The organism is Devosia insulae DS-56 (genome assembly GCF_000970465.2).
Lineage (GTDB): Bacteria > Pseudomonadota > Alphaproteobacteria > Rhizobiales > Devosiaceae > Devosia_A > Devosia_A insulae.
In genome coordinates, this window is the sequence record NZ_LAJE02000387.1 from 1 (window position 1) to 25,031 (window position 25,031).

At 65.9% G+C, this 25,031-nt stretch carries 30 protein-coding genes; 9 read left to right on the forward strand and 21 right to left on the reverse strand.

The annotated features are described in order from the left end of the window. Positions 1–57: 57 nt before the first annotated feature. The 8 genes from VW23_RS26355 to VW23_RS26390 form a co-directional block, all read right to left on the reverse strand. Positions 58–492: a YdeI/OmpD-associated family protein gene (locus VW23_RS26355; protein WP_069912447.1), complete on the reverse strand. Its 435-nt coding sequence runs from the start codon at positions 490–492 to the stop codon at positions 58–60. Further along, positions 489–986 (reverse strand): SRPBCC domain-containing protein, encoded by a 498-nt coding sequence (locus tag VW23_RS26360; protein WP_069912448.1) that lies wholly within the window; start codon positions 984–986, stop codon positions 489–491. Before VW23_RS26360 ends, VW23_RS26355 begins: the two co-directional genes overlap by 4 nt. A 3-nt stretch (positions 987–989) precedes the next feature. Beyond that, on the reverse strand, positions 990–1,661 hold the full coding sequence (locus VW23_RS26365) for an SRPBCC family protein (protein WP_084646510.1): 672 nt from the start codon (positions 1,659–1,661) through the stop codon (positions 990–992). 29 nt (positions 1,662–1,690) lie between these two features. Beyond that, positions 1,691–2,035, reverse strand: coding sequence for an ArsR/SmtB family transcription factor (locus VW23_RS26370; protein ID WP_069912449.1), 345 nt, complete (start codon positions 2,033–2,035; stop codon positions 1,691–1,693). Positions 2,036–2,049: 14 nt separating this feature from the next. After that, a complete protein-coding gene (locus VW23_RS26375) occupies positions 2,050–2,859 on the reverse strand; it encodes an alpha/beta fold hydrolase (RefSeq protein WP_069912450.1) in 810 nt (269 codons plus the stop codon). Between the two features lie 5 nt (positions 2,860–2,864). After that, complete coding sequence (locus VW23_RS26380) at positions 2,865–3,413, reverse strand: SRPBCC domain-containing protein (protein WP_069912451.1); 549 nt, start codon at positions 3,411–3,413, stop codon at positions 2,865–2,867. Between the two features lie 80 nt (positions 3,414–3,493). Next, entirely contained in the window at positions 3,494–4,084 is a 591-nt protein-coding gene (locus tag VW23_RS26385; RefSeq protein WP_069912452.1) for a hypothetical protein, read from the reverse strand. Further along, complete coding sequence (locus VW23_RS26390; protein ID WP_069912453.1) at positions 4,077–5,237, reverse strand: hypothetical protein; 1,161 nt, start codon at positions 5,235–5,237, stop codon at positions 4,077–4,079. The genes VW23_RS26385 and VW23_RS26390 overlap by 8 nt, the downstream gene beginning before the upstream one ends. A 158-nt stretch (positions 5,238–5,395) precedes the next feature. Here VW23_RS26390 and VW23_RS26395 point away from each other — a divergent pair, with 158 nt between their 5' ends. From VW23_RS26395 to VW23_RS26425, 8 genes are all read left to right on the forward strand, one after another. Then, entirely contained in the window at positions 5,396–6,991 is a 1,596-nt protein-coding gene (locus VW23_RS26395) for an OpgD/OpgG family glucan biosynthesis protein (protein WP_069912454.1), read from the forward strand. Next, on the forward strand, positions 6,988–7,131 hold the full coding sequence (locus VW23_RS29200) for a hypothetical protein (RefSeq protein ID WP_176730496.1): 144 nt from the start codon (positions 6,988–6,990) through the stop codon (positions 7,129–7,131). Before VW23_RS26395 ends, VW23_RS29200 begins: the two co-directional genes overlap by 4 nt. Positions 7,132–7,227: 96 nt before the next feature. Continuing rightward, the gene (mdoH, locus tag VW23_RS26400; RefSeq protein WP_069912455.1) at positions 7,228–8,973 is read left to right on the forward strand and encodes a glucans biosynthesis glucosyltransferase MdoH; all 1,746 of its coding nucleotides are present in this window, start codon (positions 7,228–7,230) and stop codon (positions 8,971–8,973) included. Then, positions 8,966–10,192: an OpgC family protein gene (locus tag VW23_RS26405; RefSeq protein WP_201788101.1), complete on the forward strand. Its 1,227-nt coding sequence runs from the start codon at positions 8,966–8,968 to the stop codon at positions 10,190–10,192. The genes mdoH and VW23_RS26405 overlap by 8 nt, the downstream gene beginning before the upstream one ends. A gap of 195 nt (positions 10,193–10,387) precedes the next feature. After that, entirely contained in the window at positions 10,388–11,335 is a 948-nt protein-coding gene (locus tag VW23_RS26410; protein ID WP_201788102.1) for a S1C family serine protease, read from the forward strand. Between the two features lie 28 nt (positions 11,336–11,363). Continuing rightward, positions 11,364–12,383 carry an AAA family ATPase gene (locus VW23_RS26415; RefSeq protein ID WP_056002778.1) on the forward strand — a complete coding sequence of 340 codons (1,020 nt, stop codon included), beginning with the start codon at positions 11,364–11,366 and terminating at the stop codon, positions 12,381–12,383. After that, entirely contained in the window at positions 12,358–13,290 is a 933-nt protein-coding gene (locus VW23_RS26420) for a DUF58 domain-containing protein (RefSeq protein WP_069912457.1), read from the forward strand. Before VW23_RS26415 ends, VW23_RS26420 begins: the two co-directional genes overlap by 26 nt. Before the next feature lie 48 nt (positions 13,291–13,338). Then, on the forward strand, positions 13,339–14,427 hold the full coding sequence (locus tag VW23_RS26425; protein ID WP_069912458.1) for a VWA domain-containing protein: 1,089 nt from the start codon (positions 13,339–13,341) through the stop codon (positions 14,425–14,427). 95 nt (positions 14,428–14,522) lie between these two features. Here VW23_RS26425 and VW23_RS26430 read toward each other — a convergent pair whose 3' ends face one another. The 12 genes from VW23_RS26430 to dctP are packed head-to-tail and all read right to left on the reverse strand — an operon-like array spanning position 14,523 to position 23,962. Then, on the reverse strand, positions 14,523–15,569 hold the full coding sequence (locus VW23_RS26430) for a 3-carboxy-cis,cis-muconate cycloisomerase (RefSeq protein WP_069912459.1): 1,047 nt from the start codon (positions 15,567–15,569) through the stop codon (positions 14,523–14,525). Beyond that, complete coding sequence (gene pcaF / locus VW23_RS26435; RefSeq protein ID WP_069912460.1) at positions 15,569–16,774, reverse strand: 3-oxoadipyl-CoA thiolase; 1,206 nt, start codon at positions 16,772–16,774, stop codon at positions 15,569–15,571. Before pcaF ends, VW23_RS26430 begins: the two co-directional genes overlap by 1 nt. 1 nt (position 16,775) lies before the next feature. Next, complete coding sequence (locus VW23_RS26440) at positions 16,776–17,444, reverse strand: 3-oxoacid CoA-transferase subunit B (protein ID WP_069912461.1); 669 nt, start codon at positions 17,442–17,444, stop codon at positions 16,776–16,778. Next, complete coding sequence (locus tag VW23_RS26445; protein WP_069912462.1) at positions 17,441–18,163, reverse strand: 3-oxoacid CoA-transferase subunit A; 723 nt, start codon at positions 18,161–18,163, stop codon at positions 17,441–17,443. The genes VW23_RS26440 and VW23_RS26445 overlap by 4 nt, the downstream gene beginning before the upstream one ends. Positions 18,164–18,173: 10 nt before the next feature. Beyond that, complete coding sequence (gene pcaG / locus VW23_RS26450) at positions 18,174–18,755, reverse strand: protocatechuate 3,4-dioxygenase subunit alpha (RefSeq protein WP_069912463.1); 582 nt, start codon at positions 18,753–18,755, stop codon at positions 18,174–18,176. Beyond that, a complete protein-coding gene (gene pcaH, locus VW23_RS26455) occupies positions 18,755–19,501 on the reverse strand; it encodes a protocatechuate 3,4-dioxygenase subunit beta (RefSeq protein WP_069912464.1) in 747 nt (248 codons plus the stop codon). The genes pcaG and pcaH overlap by 1 nt, the downstream gene beginning before the upstream one ends. Further along, complete coding sequence (gene pcaC / locus VW23_RS26460) at positions 19,498–19,869, reverse strand: 4-carboxymuconolactone decarboxylase (RefSeq protein ID WP_069912465.1); 372 nt, start codon at positions 19,867–19,869, stop codon at positions 19,498–19,500. The genes pcaH and pcaC overlap by 4 nt, the downstream gene beginning before the upstream one ends. Further along, the gene (pcaD, locus tag VW23_RS26465; protein WP_069912466.1) at positions 19,862–20,656 is read right to left on the reverse strand and encodes a 3-oxoadipate enol-lactonase; all 795 of its coding nucleotides are present in this window, start codon (positions 20,654–20,656) and stop codon (positions 19,862–19,864) included. Before pcaD ends, pcaC begins: the two co-directional genes overlap by 8 nt. Before the next feature lies 1 nt (position 20,657). After that, on the reverse strand, positions 20,658–21,089 hold the full coding sequence (locus VW23_RS26470) for a type II 3-dehydroquinate dehydratase (protein WP_069912467.1): 432 nt from the start codon (positions 21,087–21,089) through the stop codon (positions 20,658–20,660). Next, on the reverse strand, positions 21,086–22,396 hold the full coding sequence (locus VW23_RS26475; RefSeq protein ID WP_069912468.1) for a TRAP transporter large permease: 1,311 nt from the start codon (positions 22,394–22,396) through the stop codon (positions 21,086–21,088). Before VW23_RS26475 ends, VW23_RS26470 begins: the two co-directional genes overlap by 4 nt. A gap of 4 nt (positions 22,397–22,400) precedes the next feature. After that, a complete protein-coding gene (locus VW23_RS26480; RefSeq protein WP_069912469.1) occupies positions 22,401–22,916 on the reverse strand; it encodes a TRAP transporter small permease in 516 nt (171 codons plus the stop codon). Positions 22,917–22,972: 56 nt separating this feature from the next. Continuing rightward, entirely contained in the window at positions 22,973–23,962 is a 990-nt protein-coding gene (gene dctP, locus VW23_RS26485) for a TRAP transporter substrate-binding protein DctP (RefSeq protein WP_069912470.1), read from the reverse strand. 271 nt (positions 23,963–24,233) lie between these two features. On the opposite strand from dctP, the gene VW23_RS26490 reads away from it, so the two are divergent. Continuing rightward, positions 24,234–24,905, forward strand: coding sequence for a GntR family transcriptional regulator (locus tag VW23_RS26490; RefSeq protein WP_069912471.1), 672 nt, complete (start codon positions 24,234–24,236; stop codon positions 24,903–24,905). Between the two features lie 13 nt (positions 24,906–24,918). Here VW23_RS26490 and VW23_RS28765 read toward each other — a convergent pair whose 3' ends face one another. Then, a complete protein-coding gene (locus VW23_RS28765) occupies positions 24,919–25,014 on the reverse strand; it encodes a hypothetical protein (protein WP_244513743.1) in 96 nt (31 codons plus the stop codon). Positions 25,015–25,031: the final 17 nt, after the last annotated feature.

Consider the following 25,031-nt stretch of genomic DNA (forward strand, 5'->3'; position numbering starts at 1 on the left):
CTCCCTGATCCTCCCCCGCCGCGCGGGGGAGGATCAGGGAGAGGCCGGTGTTCGGGGCTAGGTGGTCAGCATTTCGATGGCCTTCTGGACCCGGCGGAGGCGGGTTTCGGGGGCTTTGGCGCCTTCGATGGCGGTGACGTGGGCCTTCTTGTGGCTGGGGGCGAGTTTGTTCCAGGCCGCCAGCGCCACGGGGTCGGCATCGAGGGCGGCCTGCAGGTCGCCTGGGGCCTCGACGACGCGAGGCTGATCGTCGAGGGTGAGTTCGACCTCGTGCGTCTCGTTACCTTTGACGCCGGTGATGCCCCGGATCTCGGCGCTGACGCCGACCAGCAGGTACTCGCCCATGGTGGCCACTTTGCTGCGCCAGGTGTGACCGGCGAGGGTGACGACGACCAGCGGGTTCTTGCCGCCATTCAGCGCGTCGCGCACCGCAGGCGGCACGATGATGCCGGTATTGTTGCCGGACAGGAGAATGGTGGTGGTGAACTTCATCTCGTTGCTCCAGTCGCAAGGTGGGCGGCGAGCTTGTCGAAGCTCTCCAGCACACCCTCGCGGAAGCCGCGACGGACAATGGCGTCCTTGTTGGCGGCGGTGTCGAAATAGGCATCCAGCGTCAGCCGGGTGCGACCGTTGCCGAGGTCAATGAGGGTGATGACCCGCAGAAAGCTCGGCGGCGGATTGTTACCGAAGGCTTCTGCCTCGAGCTGGCGGTTGCGATAGACGATGCGCTCCGGCGGAGTCACCTCGATGAACTCGCTGTCGGCCGGGTAGTCCTTGCCATCGGGGCCGCGCATCACGTGATACCAGCGGCCGCCGGGGCGAAGGTCGAGCTCCACCACTGGGTTGGTGAAGCCCTTCGGACCCCACCACTGGCTCAGGTGGTACGGATCGGCGAACATCATCCAGACCAGGTCGCGCGGGGCATCGAACTCGCGTTCGATCTCGAGCCGGCGGTCGGAGGGGATGGTGGTGAGGTCGGAGAGCATGGTTCAGGCTTCTTGAGTGAGTTCGGCGAGCAGCTGGTCCATGATGGCGAAGCCGTGGCGCATGCCCTTCTCCATCCCGGAGGCGACCATGCCGTCGCGATCGCCGACATTGTCGTAGTTCGAGACTGACTTGTAGTGCGTGACGGCCCCGTCTTCCGCGAAGGTGTGGGTCTCGACCACCACCTTGCCGACGAACATGTTCTCCATGCCGAAGGTCCAGACGAATTTCTCGGGCTCGTTCACCTCGCGGTATTCGCCGATGAAGATATAGACATTGCCGTCCTTGCCATGGGACTCGATACGCCACTTGCCGCCGGGGCGGACATCGAGCGCAGTGATGACGGCCGTCTGGCCATCGGTGCCCCACCAGCGGGCGACGTGTTCGGGCTGGGTCATCACCTTCCACACCAGGGCGCGCGGGGCGGCGAAGGTACGGGTGGCGATGACGATGGGTTCGTTCGCCGGGGCTTCGATCTTCAGGTCATCGAGTGCCATTTTCAGCTCCTTGAGTTGCTTCAGGTAGGCGTCGAGGCGATCGAGGCTTTCGGCCCAATACCGCCAGTAAAGTACGAACCAGTGTTCCGTTCCGGCGCCCTGCCCCAGCTTCTGGCGCAAGGCTTCGCCGTCGCGCTGCCGGCGGTAGTCCGAGAGCGCTATGACCTTGGGTCGCTGCATCCTTGTTTCGGCTCCGCGAGCCCCGGGGGTTAGTTCCGGGAGCCGCCGGGGTCGCCCTTCTGTAGTTCGGCCAGGTAATCGCCGAGGCGATCGAGGCTCTCATCCCAGAAGCGGCGGTAGTTCTCGACCCAGTCGGCGACCTCGGCCATCGGAGCGGCCTCGAGCCGGCAGGGACGCCACTGGGCCTCCTTGCCGCGGGAGATCAGCCCGGCCTTTTCCAGCACCTTGAGGTGCTTGGAAACGGCGGCCATCGACATGTCGTAGGGCTCGGCCAGTTCGCTGACCGTCGCCTCACCCAGGGAGAGCCGGGCGAGGATGCCGCGACGGGTGGGGTCGGCGAGGGCAGAAAGCGTCGTGGACAGGTGGTCGGTCATTTCGGTCTCTTGGCTCAGGCAGCGGCGCGCACGGTAGCGGCGCCGGAGAAGAAGTCGATCAGCACGGGGGCGACGAGCTCGGCCGCCGCGTCATGGCTCTGGCCAGGCAGCGAGGCGAAGCGAGCGCCGGGGACGGTCTCGCGGGCGAGGCGCACGGGTTCCTTGAGCTGCTTGAAGGTCTTGTCACCCGATATCACGATGGTCGGGACACGGATCGAGCGGGCGGCCTCGGTGGGAAAGCCATAGCCTTCCATCACCGCGGTATCGTGCGGCAGGCTCGGAGCGTTATGCAGCATCGCCTTCCAGTGCGGGTTGAACCACATCATCGGCATCATGAAGGCGGGCATGCCGATCATTTTGACCATGAAGAACTTGGCGAGCTCGGGCCGGCGATCCTCGCGCACCAGGCGCTCGATTTCGGCCTGGTAACCCTTGGGCATCGGCTTGCCGCCGGGCACATCGGTGAAGGGCGCCTCGAAGATGGCGAGGCGATCGACCGGCAGGCCGCGGGCGGCAGCGAACAGGGCGAGCGCACCACCGGACGAGGTGCCGTAGAGGCTGGCGGAACCACCGGCGATATCGATCAGCGCCGCGAGATCCTCATATTCGCGATCGGGCGAATAGTCGGTCGACATGTCGCTGTCACCGCGGCTGCGCCGATCATAATTGTAGACGGTGAAGTGCTGCGCAAGCAGCGGCGCCAGCTTGGGCATCGGGCCCATATTGCGACCGCACCAGGCGCCGTCGATTAGGATGACGGCCGGGCCGGAGCCACGCACGTCGTAGGCGATTTTCGTGCCGTCGCGAGAGGTGAAGGTGTTCATGGCGGTTACTCCTGCTGGAACGCCGCGGTGGCGCTGAGGGTGAAGAGGTAGAGGTCGAGCTTGTCGCTGCCCTCGGAAACGGTGGAGGCAAAGCCCCGCTTGACCGCCTGGTCACGGGCGACGAGCGAGGTGAAGCGGACGGTGATATGGACGCTGGTGAGACGGCCAGCCTGGATGAGGGTCATCTCGGTGACCATCTCGGCCGGCGGCAGTTCGTCGCCGAAGCGATAGCCCTCGGGGGCATCGCGCCAGACCAGCCGCTCGACCGGCGAGATCTCGAGATAGGCGCTGGTGTAGCCATATTCGTTGCCCGAGGCGAAGCGCATCACCTGGCGCCAGGCGCCGCCGACCCGCAGGTCCACTTCGCTCACCGGGTTGGTGGCGCCCTTGGGGCCCCAGAAATGCGTGAGGTGGCGCGGCTCGGTGTAGCAGCGCCAGACCAGGCTGCGCGGTGCCTCGAAGCTGCGGGCGATCAGAATGACGGGATCGTTGGCCGGCGTGGTGACGACGGAGGTCTTGGTCGGCGCGGTGCCGGTGAGTTCGATGCAGTCCATTGTTCAACCCTCAAGTTGATAACTTATTGGTTGAATACTCCTCGCAACGATGGTTGTCAACCGATCGGTTAAGGAAAGTTTCAGGCGGGGAGAAGCGCGGCGGAGAGCAGCTTGATCGAGCGCAGGCGGTTGTCCGGATCGGTCGGGCCCATCTGCACTGCGTCGGGGAAGCGCAGCTCGAGTTCGAGCTTATCGTCGGCAGGCGCCCGAAGCGGCAGCGAGACCTGCTGTGGAGTGGGGGCGTTGAGCGAGATGGTATCGAGCAGCGTGCCATTGGCGACGATCTCGACGCGCTGCGGCACGGTCGCCCCACCCTTCTGGATCGCGACCATCGCCAGCTGCAGCGTCAGCGCCGTGGCGGGTTCGGCATAGGTGAAACGCAGGCGCGCACTGGTGCCGACGGCATGGTTGCCGTCGCCGGTCGGGCCTTCGAGGCCGCAGACCCGGATCAGCTTGGCGGCGTCCCTGTCCTCGGGGGTGAAGCGGACAATGGTGCCAAGCGTGTACCTGCCACTGACCGGCTGGTTAAGGCAGGTGGTGGTCTTGTCGATGTAGTAAGCGCGGTAATCGGGCGGCACATTGGGATGCAGCATCAGCCAGACCACGCCAAGTTCGAACAGCGCAACGAGGCCGCAGAGGATGTAGGCGCCGAGGCGGAGCGGGTTAGACAAGGCTCAGATACCCCGTCAGCCAGCCGATGGTGGTGAAATAGCCGCCGGCAAGCAGGCCCAGCAGCGCCACGGCGAACAGCCAGCGGCGGCTGGCCAGCAGTTCGGTGAGCATCAGCGGCATCGGCGCCAGCGCCGCGGTGAAGCGGAGCACCGAAGCCATGCCGGCGAACAGCGGCAGGGTCAGGCAGATCAGCGCATAGACCGCCATGCCGTAGCGCTTCTTTGCCAGCAGCACGATCGACAGGGCGTAGCCGACGAGCACGGCGACGGCGAGCTGCTGTGACGGCGTCGGCGCCCAGCCCTGTTTCGGGAAGCTGGTGAGGGCGTTCCAGACAAACACCACCGGGTTGCCCGTCGGACGGGACCAGGCGCGTTGCACATGGCTGAAGGCCAGGGCGTCGCCGACGTGGAAATGCAGGTACGTCATATAGGCGAAGAGGCCGAGTGGGGCGATGAACAGGGCCAGCAGTTGCTCGGGCCGCTTCAGCACAGCGGGGACGAAATCGCGCCAGCTGCCGCCATTGGCGCGGTGGGCCTGCCAAATCTCGATCAGGATGGCGAAGACGATGAACACCCCGACGATGCGGGTGGCCGAGAGCAGCGCGGCGAACAGGCCGGCGAGCAGGAACTGCTTGCTCCGCAGCGCGGCAAAGACGCAGAGGGTGAGGAAGAGGAACAGCACCTCGGTATAAAAGGTGGTGAGCCAGATGGAGAACGGTCCGGCCACGAGGAAAGCCGAGAACAGGCTATAGGCGCGAAGGTCCTTGCCGAGCAGTGGCCAGGCGACGCGAGCCGAGGCGATACACAAAAGGATCGAGAGGCCAGTGGCGGCGACGATGGTTTGCAGGCCCGTCAGCGTGCGGACGATGGCGACGAGGATCGGGTAAAGCGGAAAGAAGGCCCAGTTGCCGGCATTGATCATTGTCGGCACCGGGAACGGATCATACCCGGTCTGCGACAGCTTCACATACCAGGAGCAATCCCACCGGCACATGCCCTGGGCGAAATTGGCGATCGAGGCATCGGGAACAGTGGCGGCGAAGGCCAGGTAGCGGATGGCGAGCCCGGCAATGGCCAGAGCCAGCGGGATCAGGATCAGGACGACGCCAAGCGGCAGGGTTCGTGGGGGACGCAGTGCGACAGCGTCGCTCATTGATGCATTCCGGGTGCGGAAACGGCCAGAACTCGTAACGCATTGCGGCGAAATCATATCCATTCCGCCGGTGCATAGCTCCTATGCGACAACTTTCGGCGCTCAACGGCGTTGCGGAATTCGTGTTTGGTGTCCCGATCCCTCCATAGCGATAGTGCATGTCTTCTGTTTCTCACCATCGGCTCGATCGGCGAGCCTTTCTCCGAGCCGCTGCCGTAACGGCGGCGCTGCTTTCCACCACCTCCCTCACCCGCGTCGCCTTCGCTCAGGAGAGTGAAGCAGAGCCGTTTGACTACGATGTGCTGACCGAGCGCATGCGCGCGAGGGCGGCGGAGCCGTTCAACGCGGCGGTGCCGGAATTGCCGAAACTGTTCGCGGCCCTCGACTATGACGGCTACCGCAAGATCCAGTTCGACGCGCAGCACGCGCGCTGGCTCGACAACAATTCGGGCTTCCAGGTGCACGCCTTCCCGATGGGCTGGCTGTTCAAGGAGCCGGTGGGCGTGTTCGAGGTGGTCGACGGCGAGGCATCGCCCTTCGGCTTCTCCAATGCCGATTTCATGTTCTACGACCAGGCGATGGGCGAAGAAGCGGCGGCCGAGGCCTTCCCCGGCATTGCCGGCGTGCGCATCAACTACCCGGTGAATGTTGCCGACAAGATGGACGAGCTGGTGTCGTTCCTCGGCTCGAGCTACTTCCGGGCGCTGGGACGCGGCAACATTTACGGGCTCAGCGCCCGCGGCCTCGCGATCAACTCCTGGCAATCGGGGCCGGAAGAGTTCCCGCGCTTTTCGGCGTTCTGGCTGGAGCGCCCAAGTGAGGGCAAGCCGCTCGTCGCATATGCGAGCCTCGAGGGACCGAGCGTTACCGGCGCCTATCGCTTCGAGATCACCCCGGCCAGCGACACGGCGCAGGAAACGGCGATCGACGTCACAGCGCGGCTGTTCTTCCGCGCCGATATCGGCGAGATCGGCATCGCGCCGCTCACCTCGATGTTCCTGTTCGCCGAGACCAACCGCTCGAGCTTCGACGACTACCGGCCGCAGGTGCATGACAGCAACGGGCTGATTGTCGAGCGCGACGGCGGCGAAGTGTTCTGGCGGCCGCTCAACAATACGCCGCAGCTGGGCAACTCGTACCTGTGGGAGAACAACCCGCGGGCCTTCGGGCTGTACCAGCGCGACCGGAGCTTTGAGACCTACCAGGATGCCGGCGCGCATTACGAGCGCCGCCCGTCGGCCCGGGTCGAGCCGGTCGGCGACTGGGGCCAGGGCAATGTGCGGCTGATCGAGGCGCCGTCACGGCTCGAAGCCGAGGACAATATCGTGGCGTTCTGGGTGCCGTCCGACCCGATCAAGGCCGGCGATGCCCGCGAGTTCCACTATCGGCTGATCTGGGGCGACCTGTTGCCCAGGGACGATGCGCCGCTGGCGCATGTGGTCGAGACCCGGGCGGGCCAGGGCGGCGTCTCGGGCGTAGCCAACGACGTGAAGCTCAGGAAGTTCGTCATCGACTTTGCCGGCGGCGAACTGACGGCCATGCCGACCGAGGCCAAGCTCGATGTGGTCGCGACCGCCAGCTCGGGTGAGATCGCCTCGACGGCGCTGTCGAAGGTCGACGCCAATGGTGTGTGGCGGCTGGCGCTCGACGTGCTGATCGAGGGCAGCGAGCCGGTCGAGCTCAAGGCCAACATCGTCAGCACCGGCCGGACGATCAGCGAAACCTGGCTCTATCAGTGGAGGGCACTGGCATGAAGCACGACCGTTCCGACGTTTTCTCGGGCGCGCTTCCCGATGCTCCGCTGGCCATGCCCAAGCAGGTGCTGGAGCGGCGGCGCAGCTCGCTGTTCCTGACGCTGCGCGCCGCCTTCGCTGCGGCGTTGCCGCGGTTCTGACGGTTTTGACTTGTCGCGCGCTCGAACCGGAAGCCTCACACCTTTCCTGATCGCGCTCCAGGAGCCTCACCCATGCAGTCCGCAAGGCCTCGATAGATGGCAAGAGCTCACCTGACCCGAGCCATGGCTTTGGGCGCAGCAGCGCTGTTGAGCCTTGGTGGCGGCTGGCTGTACATGCGCTTTATCGGCAATGACGGCACCAGCCCGCTCGACGTGCTGCGCACCGCGCTGTTCACGCTGGTCGGGTTCTGGCTGGTGTGGGGCGGCGTTGCCGGCGTGCTGGGGATCCTCGCACCGCCCAAGCGGGTTGCGCGCAGCGCCGGACAGCCGCTCGGTATGACGGCGATCCTGATGCCGGTCTACAACGAGGACGCGGCGGCAAGCTTTTCGCGAGTCGCGGCGATGAACCGCAGCATCGTCAACCTGGGGCTGGCTGACCGCTTCCATTTCGCCATCCTGTCGGACACCAACCGAGAGGAAGTGGCCGCAGAGGAGATCGTCTGGTTCGAGCAGTTGCTGAGTGAACCGATGGCCGAGGGGCGGGTGTTCTATCGCCGGCGCGAGCGCAACATCGGCAAGAAAGCCGGCAATATCGAAGACTTCATCTCGCGCTCGGGCGGTGCCTACGATTATGCGCTGATCCTCGACGCCGACAGCCTGATGGACGGCGCGACGATCGCCGCGATGGCCAGGCGCATGGATGACGATCCACGGCTCGGATTGCTGCAGACGGTGCCCGAGGTGATCCACGCGCATAGCCTGTTCGGCCGGGTGATGCAGTTCTCGGCGGCCTATCTCTCTCCCTATTTCGCCCGCGGCACCGCGCTGATGCAGGGCGAGGAAGGGCCGTACTGGGGGCACAACGCCATCGTGCGGGTGCCGGCTTTCGCCGCGAGCTGCGGGCTGCCGGTGCTGTCAGGCAAGCCGCCACATGGCGGGCATATCCTCAGCCACGACTATGTCGAGGCGGCGCTCCTGTCGCGCGCCGGCTGGAAGGTCGAGGTCGACCCGTATCTCGGCGGTTCCTACGAGGAAGGCCCGGAAAACCTGATCGAATATGCCAAGCGCGACCGGCGCTGGTGCCAGGGCAATCTGCAGCACCGCCGGGTGCTGGGCGCACCGGACCTGAAAGTCTGGAGCCGCTTCACCTTCATCCAGGGCATCATGGCCTATGCCGCCTCGCCGCTGTGGCTGGCGCTCATGGCGGCAAGCATTCTCGCCGCGGCGCTGCCGAGTAAATACTGGTGGCGCGACAACGAGACCGGCATCTGGGTGCTGGCTGTGGCGGTGGCGATCGCGCTGCTGCTGCCGAAATTCCTGATCCTCGTGCGCTCGACGCTCGGGCGTCGTAACAAGGGGTTCGGCGGAACGCTCCGGGCGGCGCTGTCGGTGATATCAGAGATCGTCATCTCGACGCTCCTGGCGCCGATCATGCTGTGCTTCCAGAGCAAAGCGGTGATCGAGATTCTTTTCGGGCTCGATGGCGGCTGGCCGGCCACCAATCGCGACGAAGGCCGGGTGAGCCTTTCTACGGCGTTCGCGGCCAGTTGGTGGGTGACGGTGGCGGGCGCCGCGGTGCTGGCGATCTCGACGGCGTTCGCCAGCGACCTGGTGCCCTGGCTGCTGCCGGTGGCGCTGCCGGCGATCGGTGCGCCGCTGTTGATCGCGGCCACCTCGCGCGGCATTGCCAGCGGCCGGCAGCCGATCCTCTTCACCACCACCAGCGAGACCGCACCGGCGCCGATCATTGTCGAGCAGCAGCGTATCTTCCTGAGCTGGACGCAGCAGGGCTCTGCCCCCGCCGAGCCTGCCATTGCCGGAACGGCCGCGGTCCATGTCTGAGACCTCCGCCACGCTGAAGCGCGCTCCGCTGCTGGAGCGCCTCAGGGCCTTTGCCGGCTTCGCCGCGATGGATGCGAGTGTGACCGCACCGCGCCCCGGGCGCGATGCGCGGCTCGATATGTTCCGCGGGCTGGCGCTGGTGATGATCTTCATCAACCACGTGCCGGGGACCTTCTACGAGAACCTGACCAGCCGGAATTTCGGCTTCTCGGATGCCGCCGAGGCGTTCGTGTTCATGTCGGGGCTCGCCGCCGGGCTCGCCTATTCCGGGCGCTTTGTCAGCGGGCCGCTGTGGCCTGCGATCGCCAAAGTATGGGCGCGGGCCCGGCAGCTCTATTTCGTGCACCTCTCGATCACCATGATCGCGCTCGCCATCTTTGCCGGGGCGGCGTGGTGGTTCGGGCTCGACGAGGTGCTGGAAAAGAACAACATCGCGCCGATCTTCGGCTTCCCGTTGCAGGCGATGATCGGGCTGCCACTGCTGACGCATCAGCTGGGTTATCTCAACATCCTGCCGCTCTACATGACGCTGCTGCTGGCGACGCCATTGGTGATCGCCTCGGGCTTGCGCTGGCCGGTGCAGACGATGCTCGGCTCGATCCTCGTCTGGGCGCTTGCCGGGCAGTTCCGCCTCAACCTGCCGAACTTCCCTACCCAGGGTGGCTGGTTCTTCAATCCGTTCTCCTGGCAGATCCTGTTCGTCATGGGCCTGCTGTCGGGCATGGCGATGAAGCAGGGGCGGCGATTCGTGCCGAAAAGCCCGGTGCTGTTCGGGCTCGCCGCGGCGTTCCTGCTGCTGGTGCTGCTGTGGGTGAAGATCCCGCCGCTCGGCGATATCGGCCGGCAGGGCCTGGGTCTGCTCAGCAAGCTTGGGCTGCCGTTTTATGTCACCTGGTTCGACAAGACCTTCCTCGCCCTGCCCCGGTTGCTGCATGCGCTGGCGCTGTTCTATGTCGTCGCCTCGCTCGGCGTGATGCATGGGATCGCCGAATCGCGGCTGATGACGCCGCTGCGGCTGATGGGGCGGCAGGGGCTGGCGGTGTTCGCGGTGGGGACGGTGTTGAGCCTCTTGCTGCAGGCCGTGAAAACTGGCGTTGAGGGCGGTCTGCTGCTCGATACGCTGCTGCTCGGCGGCGGATTGCTGCTCTTGACCGGGCTCGCCTATGTGCTGACGCGCACTCAGGAAATGACCCGCGCCGCGAGCCGCCCGGCGGGTTGACACAACTCTCACATTTCAGAGAGCGACCACAGCTGATGCAACCTTGCGCCTTGCTGCATGGTTACCGCTGGGACTAGCCTGCTGATCGAGGGGAGGGGACGACCTGTACTCGAGCGCGGGAGCGTTTTAGTGACCCGACGGCGACCACTCTATAGCCGTTCACAAAGGCCGCGGAACACGGCCGGTTCCGCTTGGGTGGGGCGCGACGGTGTCAGCCCAGTCTACCTCGACAGTGCCGACGACCATACCCAACCGACATGGCAGTTACGTGTCAGTCAGTGGTGGAGCAAACTCTACCAGCGGCACCAGGGCCCGGTGCTGGTTGGCGCCGGAGCGCTGGTGACGCTGCTGCTGATCGGCGCCTATGACCTCGTCACCCCCGACCCGCAGCGGATCAGCGACTGGCAGTTCATGACCGCGGTCAACAAGGTGGTGGACGAGCGGCCGCGCGGGCCATCGATCGAGTCGGTGGCGTATGCGACGGTGATCAAGTCGGTGGTGCGGGTCGACGGCTACGAAGACAGTACCGACGATCCCTCAGCGACCAAGCCCGAGGGCCAGGCCGAGCTTCCCGCCGAAGGTAAGGTGGAAGAGGATTTCCACGAGCGCTTCACTGCGGTTGGCACCGGCGTCGTGATCGACGACCAAGGCACCATCCTCACCAATCTACATGTGGCGGGCGCCGCCAAGAAGCTGCGGGTGCAGTTCTGGGACGGCAGCGAATCCGAGGCGATGATCATCGGCGCCCGGCCGGAGAGCGACCTCGCCATCATCCGGCCGCTGAACCTGCCCGATGAACTCGAACCGGCGACGCTGGCGACCAGCGCCGGGCTCAACCCGGGCGACGAGGTGGTGGCGGTCGGCTTCCCGTTCGGCATCGGGCCGTCTGCTTCGGCCGGCGTGGTCTCCGGGCTCGGGCGGGTGCTGGCCGAGGACGGCGAGCCCAAGCTGCAGAACCTCATTCAGTTCGACGCGGCGGCCAACCCCGGCAATTCGGGCGGACCGCTGGTCAATGGCGACGGCGAGGTGGTGGGGATCGTCACCGCCATCCTCAACCCGTCCGGCCTCAGGACCTTTGCCGGCATCGGCTTTGCCGTGCCGATCGAAAACGCCGCCGCGGCGGCTGGAGAGAACCCGCTGTAGTAGTTGTACTCGAACCCCGACGGAGAAAATGGTCGACACATCGAAAGACTCCGGCACCGCCGCCGCTTCGTTGATGGAGCAGGTGCTGTACGAGGTGAAGAAAGTCGTGGTCGGACAAGACCATTTCCTCGAACGGGTGCTGGTGGCGCTGCTTGCCAAAGGGCACCTCCTGGTCGAAGGCGTGCCGGGGCTGGCCAAAACGCTCACCGTCAACACGCTGGCCGACGTGATCCAGGGCAAGTTCAAGCGGGTGCAGTTCACCCCCGACCTGGTGCCGTCGGACCTCGTCGGGACCCGCATCTACAACCAGAAGACCGGCGACTTCTCGACGACACTCGGGCCGGTGTTCTGCAATCTGTTGCTGGCCGACGAAATCAACCGCGCGCCGGCCAAGGTGCAGAGCGCCCTGCTCGAGGTGATGCAGGAGCGGCAGGTCACCATCGCCGGCGAGACGCACAAGGTGCCCAACCCGTTCGTGGTCATGGCGACGCAGAACCCGATCGAAACCGAGGGCACCTATCCGCTGCCCGAGGCGCAGGTCGACCGCTTCATGATGAAGGTCCTCGTCGGCTATCCGAGCGAAGAGGAGGAATTCGTCATCGTCTCGCGCGTCACCGGCCTCATGCAGGCGGTGACGCGAGTGGCGACCACCGAGCAACTGGTGGCCCTGCAGGCCAAGTGCCATAGCCTGTTTGTCGACCCCTCGCTGATTCAGTTCGCGGTCAAGGTGGTGAGCGCGACGCGCAACCCGGCGGCGGCCGGGCTTGGCGACATGCAGCGCTTCCTTACCTATGGCGCGAGCCCGCGCGCCTCGATCAACATGATCGAGGCCGGACGGGCGCTGGCGTTCCTGCGTGGCCGTGAATACGTGCTGCCCGAGGATGTGCTCGACGTCACCCCCGACGTGCTGCGGCACAGGATCGTGCTGTCCTATGAGGCGATCTCGGAATCGATCACGCCGGACCAGATCATCGGCCAGGTACTCAAGGCCATCCCCGCCCCCGAAAAACCCCTGGAGGCGCATGTCCGCATCGCCGCAGCAGGCTGAAAAGCTCCTCGGTCGCCTCGAGTGGACAGTGATCCGCAAGCTCGACGGGTTGCTGCAGGGGGATTATCGCACGCTGTTCCGCGGCTTCGGACTCGATTTCGCCGACCTGCGTGAATACCAGACCTATGACGACGTCCGGCATATCGACTGGAACGTCACGGCGCGCACCCAGGTGCCGCATGTCCGGATCTATAACGAGGACCGTGACGTCACCGCCTGGTTCCTGCTCGACCTCAGCCCGTCGGTGGATTTCGGCTCCGACCAGGTAACCAAGCGGCAGATGCTGACCGAGTTCGCGGCGGTGCTGACCCGGCTGTTGACCCGGCAGGGCAACAAGGTCGGGGCGATCCTGTTCAACGGCCAGTCGGACTATGTGATCCCGCCGCATACCGGACGGCGGCACGTGCTGCACCTGATCGACAAGGTGCTGGCCAACCCGCGGCTGCTGCGCTCGCCGGAGACCGATCTCAACGCCTTTATCGGCCGGTCGATGTCGGTGATGCGGCGGCGCTCGATCGTCTTCGTGGTCTCCGACTTCATCTCGCAGCCGGGCTGGGAGCGCGGGCTGTTCCGCCTGAGCCAGCGGCACGAAGCGGTGGCGGTGCGGTTGCTCGATCCCCTCGACATGGCGCTGCCCGATGTCGGCATGCTGCTGTTCCAGGATGCGGAAACCGGCGAACAGCTGTTCGTCGACACGGTGGACAAGGGTTTCCGGCGGCGCTTCGTCGCCGCGGCGGCAGCCAACGAGGAAGCACAGATGGAGGCCTTCGCGGCGGCGGGGCTCGACGTGCTGGAACTTTCGACTTCGGACGACCTCGTCGAGGCAGTGCTGCGCTTTTCGCATATGCGCAAGGTGCAGTCGCGGCTCGGCGGTGGCGGCAATCTGCCCGCGATGGCGGGCGCCTAGGCCTCGCCCCCGTGGCGGGGGTGGGACGGTTTTGACGGTGGTGACGCGATGACCTTCATCTGGATGGACATGCTCTGGCTGCTGCTCCTGGTGCCGCTGCTGATCGGCGCCTACATCTGGCTGCTGCGGCGTCGGAAGAAGGCAGCGTTGCGCTATGCCAACCTTGCCATCGTCAAGCAGGCGATGGGCAAGGGCATCGGCTGGCGCCGGCACGTGCCCCCTCTGCTGCTGCTGGCGGCGCTCACCGTGCTGATCGTCGCCGTGGCCCGGCCGGCTGCGGTGGTGGAACTGGCTTCATCACGGGCGACGGTGATCCTGTCGATGGATGTGTCGGGCTCGATGCGGGCTCGCGACGTCGAACCCTCGCGTATCGTCGCGGCGCAGGAGGCGGCCAAGGAATTCATCAGGAAGCAACCGGCCGATGTGCAGGTGGGCATCGTCGCCTTCGCCTCGGCGGCGGTGCTGGTGCAGGCGCCGACCATCGATCGCGAGGCACTGTACCAGGCGATCAACAGCTTCGATCTGAGGCGCGGCACGGCGGTGGGCTCCGGCGTGCTGGTGGCGCTGGCGACCATCTTCCCTGAGCAGAACTTTGACCTCGATGGCAGCGGCAACCAGCGCGATCAGCTGGGGCTGCCGAGCTTCGGCGGTGAACGCCTTGGCGTGAGCGGCGGCGCCGACGGACTGTTGAGCGGAACGCCTGCCGAACCAATGGCCAAGCACCTGCCGGTCGAACCCGGCTCCTATGAGAGCGCCGTCGTGATCCTCCTCACCGATGGCGCCACCACGACAGGTCCCGATCCCGTCGCCGCCGGCCGGCTGGCGGGCGACTATGGGGTCAAGGTGTTCACCGTCGGGTTCGGCTCGGCCTCAGGCGACGTGGTGGATTTCGGTGGCCGCTCGATGCGGGCGCAGCTCGACGCCACGACGCTGCAGGCGATCGCCGACGCCACCGAGGGCGAGTATTACGAGGCGACCAGCGCCTCTGACCTCGCCGGGGTCTACGACTCGCTCTCCACCCGGCTGATCAGCGAAAAGAAGCTGACTGAAATCGCCTTCATCTTCGCCGGCGTGGGAGCCTTGCTGGCCATGGCCGCGGCGGCGCTGTCGATGCTGTGGTTCGGGCGGATCGCGTAGGGCACGGCAGCACTGCCAAAGGCCCAGCCGATTGGGTGTCATCGCAGCGAAGGCAGCTGGGCCGGCTACAGTGGCGGCCTCATCGGCCTGCCGGCCTATGTGGCCGCTTCTGCAAACCCGACAACCTCCTGCAGCAGCGTTGACGCCAGCCTCAGGCTGGCGCCGGTGCTGACGAGCAGGGCCGGCAGGGTCAGCCACTCCACTGTCCAGGCGGCACCAGACCGTTCGCTCTCGTGCAGCATGGCGTGGTTGAGCGTGCCGGAGAGGCCGGCGGTGTGGTGCGCCAGCGCCACCAGCAATTCGGCCTTCACCGGATTGTGCTTGTGCGACATCGACGACGACGTCCCGCCGGCGGCGAGAGTCACCGCGCCGACCTCGCTCTGCGCCATCAGGGCGATGTCGGCGCCGATCTTTCCCAGCGTTCCGGCGAGCATCGCCAGCCGCGCGCCGAGGCCGATCAGCCGATCTCGCGCCGTGTGCCAGCAAGGTGCGTCACGCAGCTCGAGGCGACTCGCCAGCGCTTCGGCAACGCGGTCGCCCTGCCCCTCAAAGCTGGATCGATTACCGATCGGACCACCGAGCTGGACGACCAGCAGATCCGGGGATAGCGCGGTCAGTGCGGCCCGGTGCCGCGCCAACGCCTCGTCCCAACTGCGGAGCTTGTCGGTTACGGTGAACGGCAACGCCGCCTGCATCCGCGTGTGCGCCATCAGGGCGGTGGCACCGTGTTGCTCGACCAGACTCGCGAGTTGCGTCCTGATCGTGTCGATGCGGCTTTGCAGCAGCGGCAGGATGGCGACGAGTTGCAAGACGAGGGCGGTGTCGATCGCGTCCTGGCTGGTCGCACCCCAATGCAACGCTGGCCGGGCTGACGCCGTGAGGGTGGCGCCAAGCTGTGCCAGCAGCGCCGGCACCACCACGCCATCCCGCGCCATGCCCGCGAGCAACGCGGGCCAGTCCGGGATGAACTGTTCCACAGCCAGCGCAATCTCCCGGGCCACAACCTCGTCGATCAGGCCGACCGCCGCCTCAGACTGCGCCAAGGCAACCTCGAAGCGCAGGATTGCCGTGAGCTGCGCTTCGTCCGACAGCAGCGCCTCAAGCTCCGGATCGCCCGCCAATGCCCCGAGCAGCCGCGACATCAGACTGCCTCAAGGGCGACGGCAATGCCCTGTCCGACACCGATGCACATGGTGGCGAGGGCCAGCTTGCCGCCGCTCAGCGACAGCTCGAGCGCGGCCGTACCGGTGAGACGGGCGCCGGACATTCCGAGCGGGTGTCCCAGGGCGATGGCGCCGCCGTTCGGATTGACGTGCGGGGCGTCCTCGGCAATCCCCAGTTCACGCAGCACGGCGAGGGCCTGGCTGGCAAACGCCTCGTTGAGTTCGATGACGTCGAAATCCTGTGGCGTGAGGCCGAGCCGAGCGCAAAGTCGCCTGGTCGCCGGCGCGGGACCGATACCCATGATGCGCGGCGGTACGCCGGCGGCGCAGCCGCCGAGCACCCTGGCAATCGGGGTGAGGCCGAACCTCGCCGCAGCCGCCTCTGACGCGACGATCAGCGCAGCGGCGCCATCATTCAGCCCCGACGCGTTGCCGGCGGTGACGGTGCCTCCGTCGCGGAACGGCGTCGGTAGTCGAGCCAGTGCCTCGAGCGTGGTATCGGCGCGTGGGTGCTCGTCGGTGTCGACGACAATCGGCTCGCCTTTGCGCCTGATAACGCTGACCGGCACGATTTCCCTCGCCAGCCGTCCGTTGGCCTGGGCCGCAACCGCCCGCTGCTGGCTGCGCAGCGCGAAGGCGTCCTGGTCGGCGCGGCTGACGCCGAAAGCTTCGGCGACGTTCTCGGCGGTTTCGGGCATCGAGTCGACGCCGTACTGCGCCTCGAGCACCGGGTTGATGAAGCGCCAGCCCAGAGTGGTGTCGTAAATCTCGGCATGGCGCGAAAACGCGCTCTCGGCCTTGGGCATGACGAACGGCGCGCGGCTCATCGACTCAACACCACCGGCGATGATGAGTTCGGCCTCGCCGGCCTTGATGGCTCGGGCGGCGGTGATGACCGCGTCCATGCCCGAACCGCAGAGCCGGTTGACGGTGGTACCGGGGATGCCGGCAGGCCGGCCGGCGAGCAGCAGGCTCATCCGCGCCACATTGCGATTATCCTCGCCGGCCTGGTTGGCGCAGCCGAAGATCACGTCGTCCACGGTATCCCAGTCGACGCCGGCATGTTCCGCCAGCAATGCCTTGAGCGGCACGGCGCCCAGGTCGTCGGGGCGGACGGAGGCGAGGGCGCCGCCAAAGCGGCCGATCGGGGTGCGGCGGTAGGCGCAGATGAAGGCTTCGGCCATCTCACAGCTCCGGAACGACGAGGTCGCCAACGCTGGCGGGAATAACGAGCTCGGCGCCGGTCACCGCCTGCAACTCGTCGATGCTCATCCCGGCCAGCTTCTCGCGCAATACGAAACGCCCAGCTTCGATGTCGATGACGGCAAGGCTGCTATAGACCCGCGTAACGCAGGCGACGCCGGTCAACGGCAGGCTGCAGCGCTTCACCAGCTTGGGTCGGCCATCCTTGGTGACATGGTCGGTGATCACCGCCACGCGCCTGGCTCCATGCACCAGGTCCATGGCACCGCCGACCGCGGGCACCCCCTTCGGGCCGGTCGACCAGTTGGCGAGATCGCCGTTCTCGGCCACCTCGTAGGTGCCGAGGATCGCCACGTCGAGATGGCCGCCGCGCACCATGGCAAAGCTATCGGCGTGGTGGAAGAACGCGGCGCCCGGCCGCGCCGTCACGGCCTTCTTGCCGGCATTGATCAGGTCCCAGTCTTCCTCGCCCTCGGCCGGGCTCTCGCCGAAATTGAGGATGCCGTTCTCGGTGTGGAAGATCGCCTGCCGTCCCGGCGGCTGGAACTTCGCCACCATTTCGGGAAAACCGATGCCGAGATTGACATAGGCGCCATCCTCGATGTCCTGCGCAGCCCGCCAGGCGATCTGGGCGTTGGAAAGCTTGCTCATAGGTAGGCTGCTCCGACGCGGATCAGCGCCTCTTCCTGTTGCGGGTGGGGAACGGCGATCACCCGCGTGACGAAGATGCCGGGGGTGATCACCTGCTCGGGGTCGATCTGGCCGGGCGCCACCACCTGGCTAGCCTGGACGATGGTGAGCTTCGCCGCTGCGGCCATCAGGGGAGAGAAGTTCCGCGCTGCTTTGCGGTAGGTGAGGTTGCCCATGGTGTCGGCAAGCTCGGCCTTGAGCAGCGCCGCATCGGCCTTCAGCCAGCGCTCCTCGACATACATCCGGCCATCGAACTCTTTGGTCGGCTTGCCTGCCGCGAGGTCGGTGCCAAAACTGGTCGGTGTGTAGAACGCCGGGATGCCGGCGCCACCGGCCCGGATGCGCTCGGCCAGCGTGCCCTGCGGCACTAGCTCCAGCGCGATCTCGCCGGCCAGATATTTTTCGGTGAAGGCGCGCGGGTCGGACGAGCGCGGAAACGAGCAGACCATCTTGCTGACCATCCCGGCATCGATCATGGCGGCGATGCCGATCCGGCCATTGCCGGCATTGTTGTTGATCACGGTGAGATTGCCGGGGCTGCCGGTCGCCCCGTAGCGGTCGATCAGTGCGTGGATCAGTTCGATCGGTGCGCCGGCGCCGCCGAACCCGCCGATCATCAGCGTCATGCCGTCATCAATGCCGGCAATGGCCGCGGCGAGATCGGGAACCGTCTTGTCCATGGCAAAGGTCCTAGAAGTCGAAAAACACCGTCTCACCCTCGCCCTGCAGGCGAATGGCGAGATCATAGCGGGGTCGGCCGTCGACCTCCGATCGTATTGCGATCAGCGTCTGGCGCCGGCGCGGGTCCATGATGCGGCCGAGCACCGGGTCATCCGCATTGGCGGCTGGCTCATCATCGAAATAGAGCCGTGTCTGCAGCCCCATATTGATGCCGCGCGCCACGATCCACAACGAGACGTGCGGGGCCATTGGCCGGCCGTCGGGACCGATGACCCGACCGGGCTTCACCGTATCAAACGCGAACGCCCCTGCCCCGTCGCAGGCCGCGCGCCCCCAGCCCTGCCGATGCACGCCGTCGCTGTCGGCTTGCCAGAGTTCAACGACCGCATCGCCGAGCGGCGCACCGGAGCCGTCGTGAATGGTCGCAGCAATGGTGATGCGCGGGCCATCGCCGGCGACGATCGGTCCCGACCCGAGGTCGGGCTGGTTCGGCCCGCCTATCCCCTCGAGGCTGGGCGTCATCCCGATGTGCACATAGGGGCCGGCCGTCTGCGACGGGCTCTCCTTGAGCGGCGGCAGCCGGTTGAGCATCAGTTGCCCTCCATCCGGTTCTCGAACAGGGTCGAGCGGCGCCCTCGCAGTACGATGTCGAAGCGATAGGCCAGGGCGTCCATCGGCGTGGTGTTGTACCGGTCCAACCGGGCGATCAACTGCTCCACCGCAGCGCGATCCGGGATCGCCAGCGCAATCGGATCCTGCCAGATCATCGGGTCGCCCTCGAAATACATCTGGGTGATCAGCCGTTGCGCGAAGGCGTGGCCGAACACCGAGAAATGGATATGCGCCGGCCGCCAGTCATTGCCGCCATTCGGCCATGGGTAGGCGCCCGGCTTGATGGTACGGAAATGGTAATAGCCGTTGTCGTCGGTGATGGCGCGGCCGCAGCCGCCGAAATTGGGGTCGAGCGCCGCGACATAGCCCTCGCGCTTATGCCGGTAGCGGCCGCCGGCATTGGCCTGCCAGAATTCCACCAGCGTACCGCGCACCGGCCGGGCATTCTCGTCAAGCACCTGGCCGTAGACGATCATGCGCTGCCCGATCGCCTCACTCCCGTCCTGGCTGAAATTGCGGATCAGATCATTGTCGAGCGGCTGGATGATGCCGTGCCCGAAGGTCGGACCGGTGAGTTCGGATTTCGTTTGCCCCAGCGCCAGCAGCGCCTGTCTGGGCGCCCGCAGCGCCGTGCTCTTGTAGCCTGGGGTGTCAGCCGGTGGATGCCAGGCGCGGTCGCGCTGGTAGAGCTGGCCTTCGTCGCCATAGGGCGGGATGGTGCTCATGGCCGCGCCTCCAGTTCTTGCTTGGCGATGCGAAACGCCCGGTTCGCAGCCGGCACCCCGGCATAAACCGCCACGTGGAGGAGCGCCTCCTTGATGTCGTCGGGCGTCGCGCCGGTATTGGCGGTGGCCCGCACGTGCATCGCCACCTCGTCGTCGTGGCCGAGCGCGGCGAGCAGCGCAATGGTGACCAGCGAGCGCTCGCGCTTCGTCAGCCCCGGGCGCGACCACACCGAGCCCCAGGCGCCTTCGGTGATGAAGGCCTGGAAATCGGCGTCGAACGGCGTCTTCGCCGCTTCGGCACGGTCCACATGGGCATCGCCGAGCACGGCGCGGCGGGTCTGCATACCGATGTCGAACGGGTCAGGCATGGCCGACCTCCAGGAGATAATCACGAATGAGACCGGCCATGCGCTGCGGCTGGTCGATACACGGCAGGTGGCCGGCATCTTCAATCGCCTCAAAGTGCACGGCGCGCAGACGCTCCGCCATGGCGCGCACCAGTTCGACCGGGGTCGACTGATCGGCAGCGCCGGCGAGCACCAGTGTCGGCTGCCTGAGATGGCCGATCTCGGCGGTGAAATCGGCATCGCGCAGCGCGGCGCAGGTGCCGAGGTAACCCGCTTTGGGCGAGCGGAGCAGCAGGTTGCGCCAGCCTTCGATTTCGGCCGCGCGGCCGGCGCGCAGCGCGTCGGGAAACCAGCGCTGCATCACGCTGTCGGCAATGGCGTCGAGCCCGTCGGCCTCGACCGCCGCCATCCGATCCGACCACAGGGCCGGATCGCCGATCTTGGTCGCCGTATCGCAGAGGACAAGACCGGCGATCCGCCGGGGATGATCGAGGGCGAAACGCTGGGCGATCAGCCCGCCGACGGAAATGCCGACCAGCGCGAAGCGGTCGATCTCCAGTGTGTCGACCAGCTCACGCAGATCGTCGGCGAGTTCGGCGATGCTGTAGGGACCGTGCGGCACGCTCGACAGGCCGTGCCCCCGCTTGTCGTAGGTGATCAGCCGGTAGTCCGGCGCCAGCTCGTCGACCACCGCATCCCAGATGCGGATGTCGGTGCCGAGCGAGTTGCAGAAGACGATCGGCAGGCCGCGCGGTTGGCCGCTGAGCTGATAGTGGACGGTGCCGAAGCTGGCGGCGGCGAAGGCCATCTCAGGCCGCCAGCCGCGCCAGCAGGGCCTTCACCGCAATGGGGTATCCGGCTGCCCCGAACCCGGCCATTACCGAGGTCGCGACCATCGACACATAGGAGCGGTGATAGATCGGCTCGCGCCGGTGGATGTTGGAGATGTGGAGTTCGATGATCGGGCCATCGAACTGCTTCAGCGCATCGAGCAGCGCCAGCGAGGTGAAGGTGAAGGCCGCCGGGTTGATGATGATCCCTGCGCCTTCGTCGATCGCCTCATGCACCAGCTCGATCAGCGTCTCCTCGCTGTTGGTCTGGTGGAAGGCGACCGGTGTCGCCCCTGCCGCCTCGCGGCACATCGCCTCCACCTCCGCCAGCGTGGTCGTGCCGTAGATGTCCGGCTCGCGTTTTCCCAGCCGGTTGAGGTTGGGACCATTGAGGACATAGATCGGCTTCATGGCGTGATACTCGGACTGACGTAACCGAACAGCTTGGGCAGCCACAGCACCGTGTCGGGCACGAAGGTGAAAACAAGGAGCGCGATGATCAGGCCGACGAGGAACGGCCCCACATCGGCCACCAGCGCCCGCATCGACGTATTGGCGATACGCGTCATGATGAACAGCAGCAGCCCATAGGGAGGTGTGATCAGCCCGAGCATGATGTTGACCACCACGACGACGCCGAAATGCACCATGTCGATGCCGAGCGCCTGCGCCGTGGGGATCAACACCGGCACGATGACGAGGAGTATCGTGGTGCCCTCGAGCACGCAGCCGAGCAGCAGCAGCAGGATGTTGACGGCGATGAGGAACATCGTCGGGTCGAGATCCCAGGCCAGCAGCGTGGCGCTGATGGTGCGCGGGATGTTCTCGATAGTGACCACGTAGTTGAAGACCAGCGCGCCGGCGATCAGCATGCCGATCGAGGCTGTGGTCTTGGCGCTGGTCAGCACCGAGCTGTAGAGGTCCGGCAGTTTGACCGCCCGATAGATGAACACCGACACAATCAGGGCATAGAAGGCGGCAACGGCTGCCGCCTCGGTCGGCGTGGTGACGCCGCCGTAAATCCCAAACATCAGCACCGCCGGCATCAGCAGCACCGGCAGCGCCTGCCAGGTCATGCGCGGCAACTGCCGCAACGGCACGGGCTGCTCGACCGGGAAATTCCTGATCCGCGCGGTGATGGCGACCTGCAGCATCATGAGGCCGGCCATCAGCAAACCGGGCACCACACCGCCGAGGAACAGGTAGCCGATCGAGGTGTCGGCAACGAGCGCGTAGAGCACCATGGGAATTGAGGGCGGGATGATCGGCCCGATGACCGCGGTGGCGGCGGTGAGCGCCGCGGCGTAGCTCGGCGTGTACTTGCCGTCCTTGGTCATCATGTACTGCATCATCTTGCCGGAACCGGCAGCGTCGGCGATGGCCGAACCGCTCATCCCTGCAAAGACGATCGACTGCAGGATGTTCACCTGCGCGAGGCCACCGCGAAACCGGCCGACGACGGCGTTGCACCAGTTCAGCAGCCGCTCGCTGAGCGAGCCCGAGTTCATGATCTCGGCAGCGAGGATGAACAGCGGGACCGCGAGCATGATGTAGTTGGTGTACATGCCGTTGAGCAGCTGCTCGGCGGCGATACCCATGTCCTGCCCGCGCATCAGCAGGTAGAGGATCGAGCCGGTGATCATCGAGGCGCCCATGGGCAGCCCCATGAAGGCCAGCACGGTGATGAGGCCGAGCGACAGGGCGAAGGCGAGCGACATCGGCTCAGATCCCCGACTTGATTTTGGTGACGTCGATCGGGTCGCCGGGCCGGCCCCAGATCGCCTGGTAGCCAAGCCAGAGCTGGCGCACGATCATGGCGACCGCGAACAGGCCGTAGATCGAATAGAGCCAGTCGAAACGGATCTTCAGGTAGGCGGTTTTTTCCACCTTCATGAAGCCGATATAGTCGAGCACCGCCGGCAGCGAGATGGCAAAGAAGAACACCACCGTCACCGCGCAGATCACCACCATGGCGCGACGGGTGCGCTCGCTGACCGTCGAATAGAGCAGATCGAAGCGGATCTCCTCATGGTCTCGCACCACGAAGGCGGTGCCGAACAGCACCAGCCAAACCCACATGATGACGCTGATCTCGTGGGTCCAGCCTATGGGGAAATTCAGCAGGTAGCGGAAGACGATCTGCACGATGAAGACGACGAACATCGTCGCCAGCATTGCCGCGAGCAGGTTCTCCGCGCGGGCATGCAGCCAGGCGCCGATCCGCGTGAGTGATGCCATCTGCCGCTCCGGACAAAGGGATGGGCAGCGCCGCGAGGCGCCACCCATGTAAAGCACTAGAGCGCGTTGATCTTGTCGAGCGCCCCCTCGGGCCAGCTCTTGGCGAGCTCGGACTCGAGGTAGAGCTTCTGTGTGTTGGCGCGGAAGGCGTCGACATCGGGCGCATAGATCTTGAGTCCGTCGGTCTCGAATTTCTTCAAGAGCTCGGCCTCGCGCTCGACGTGCTTGGCCTGGCTGAAATCGATCGCCGCGGTGGCCGCCGCCTGCAACGCTTCCTGGTCGGCCGGCGCGAGCTTGTCCCAGGCCGCCTTCGAGATGACCAGCAGGTCGTAGCCGACGAGGTGGGAGGTGAGGACGATCTGCTTCATCACTTCGTAGAACTTCATGTTCTCGACATTGGGCAATGGATTGTCCTGCCCGTCGATAGCCCCGGTCTGCAGGCCCGTGTAGACCTCGGCATAGGCCATCGGCGTCGGATTGGCGCCGAGCGCCGTGCCGAGGAACTGCCAGGCATCGCCACCTGGCATGCGCAGCTTCACGCCGGCCATGTCTGCCGGGGTCTTGATTTCCTTGTCGATGCGCAGGCCCACCTGCCGGATGCCGAAATAGGTCGGCCCGAGGATGCGAATCCCGAGCTGGTCTTCCGCCATCTTCTTGAACTCGGCGCCCACTTCGCTGTCGAAGAACTTGCGCAGGTGCTCGGCGTCGCGGAACAGGTAGCCCGAAGTCAGCAGCGACCAGGCCGGGATCTGGTTGGAGACGTCCTGCGGCGCGATATTGCCCATTTCGAGGTTGCCGCGCTGCAGCGCTACCAGTTCGGTACCCTGCTTGAACAGGTTGCCGCCATAGTAGGGCTCGAGCGTCGAGAAGCCGGCGACGCCCTCGCCGAACTGCTTCATCATCTCGGCGCGGATATCCTGCTCCGAGAACACTGCCGAAAAGCGCAGCACCGGCTTGTCCTGCGCCAGCGCCGGGGTCATCACCGTAGCTGCCAGAAGCGCGACGGCGCCGAACAGGGTCGCTCGCCGCTGAATACGGAAAGTCATGTCCATCCTCCACTTGGGAACCTGTCGGCCCCGCTGCCCGCGTCGCGGGCAATCCCTTGATCATCCCGCCTGAACGGGCACTCCCTCGCCTTCCGGATCTTGTTGTCCATCCGGCTTCAGTCACTTTGTACGAAATGGTTCGTACATGTCAATCGAGGGCATTGCCTGTCGACCGCTCGGCATCCGACTGGACACTGGACCCGCATCTTGCCATTCGTCAATATCCATTTTATCGGATAATCCTGATATCATCCGATATCGCGAGGTGGATATGGACGACGCGGTTGCGGTGGACAGCATTGGCGAGGTGACCTTCCGGACCATTCGGAGCGACATCATCCACGGCGTGCTCCGCCCGGGCGACAAGCTGACGCTCGACCGGCTGAGACAGCACTACGAAGTCAGCGTCGGCACGCTGCGCGAAGTGCTGACGCGGCTTGCCAGCGAAGCCTTCGTCGTTGCCGAGGGCCAGAAAGGCTTTGCCGTCGCCCCGGCCTCGGAAGCCGACCTGCGTGAACTGGGCGCCCTGCGCCTGCTGCTCGAGGACCACGCCCTGGCGCTCTCACTCGCCACTGGCGATCTCGAATGGGAGGGCCGTGTCGTTGCGGCGCACCACAAGCTGGCGGCCATCGAAAAGCGGCTGCTCGCCGGCGAGAGCAACCGCATCCCTGAGTGGATCCGCTACGATCGCAGCTTCCACGAACAGCTGATCTCGGCCTGCGGCTCCCGCTCGCTGATGGCGATGCACACCTCGGTGTTCGATCGCTTCGTGCGTTACCACATGCTGGCCGGCAGCTTCCGCGGCAAGCCGGTTGCCGACGATCATCTCGCTTTGCTCGAAGCCGCCCTCGCCCGCGACGGCAAGACCGCGCAGAGGCTGCTCGACGCACACGTCAACAAAGGCATCGAGCATGTGGTCAGGAGCGGTGCGATCGGCCGGTAGGCCACCTCGACGATCAGGCCGGGGCGCGGAAATGCGCCATCATCGCTGCGCGGTCGGGCGCCACCCCCGTGAACAGCTCGAAGGCTTTCACCGCCTGGTAGAACGCCATGCCGGTGCCTTCAAGGG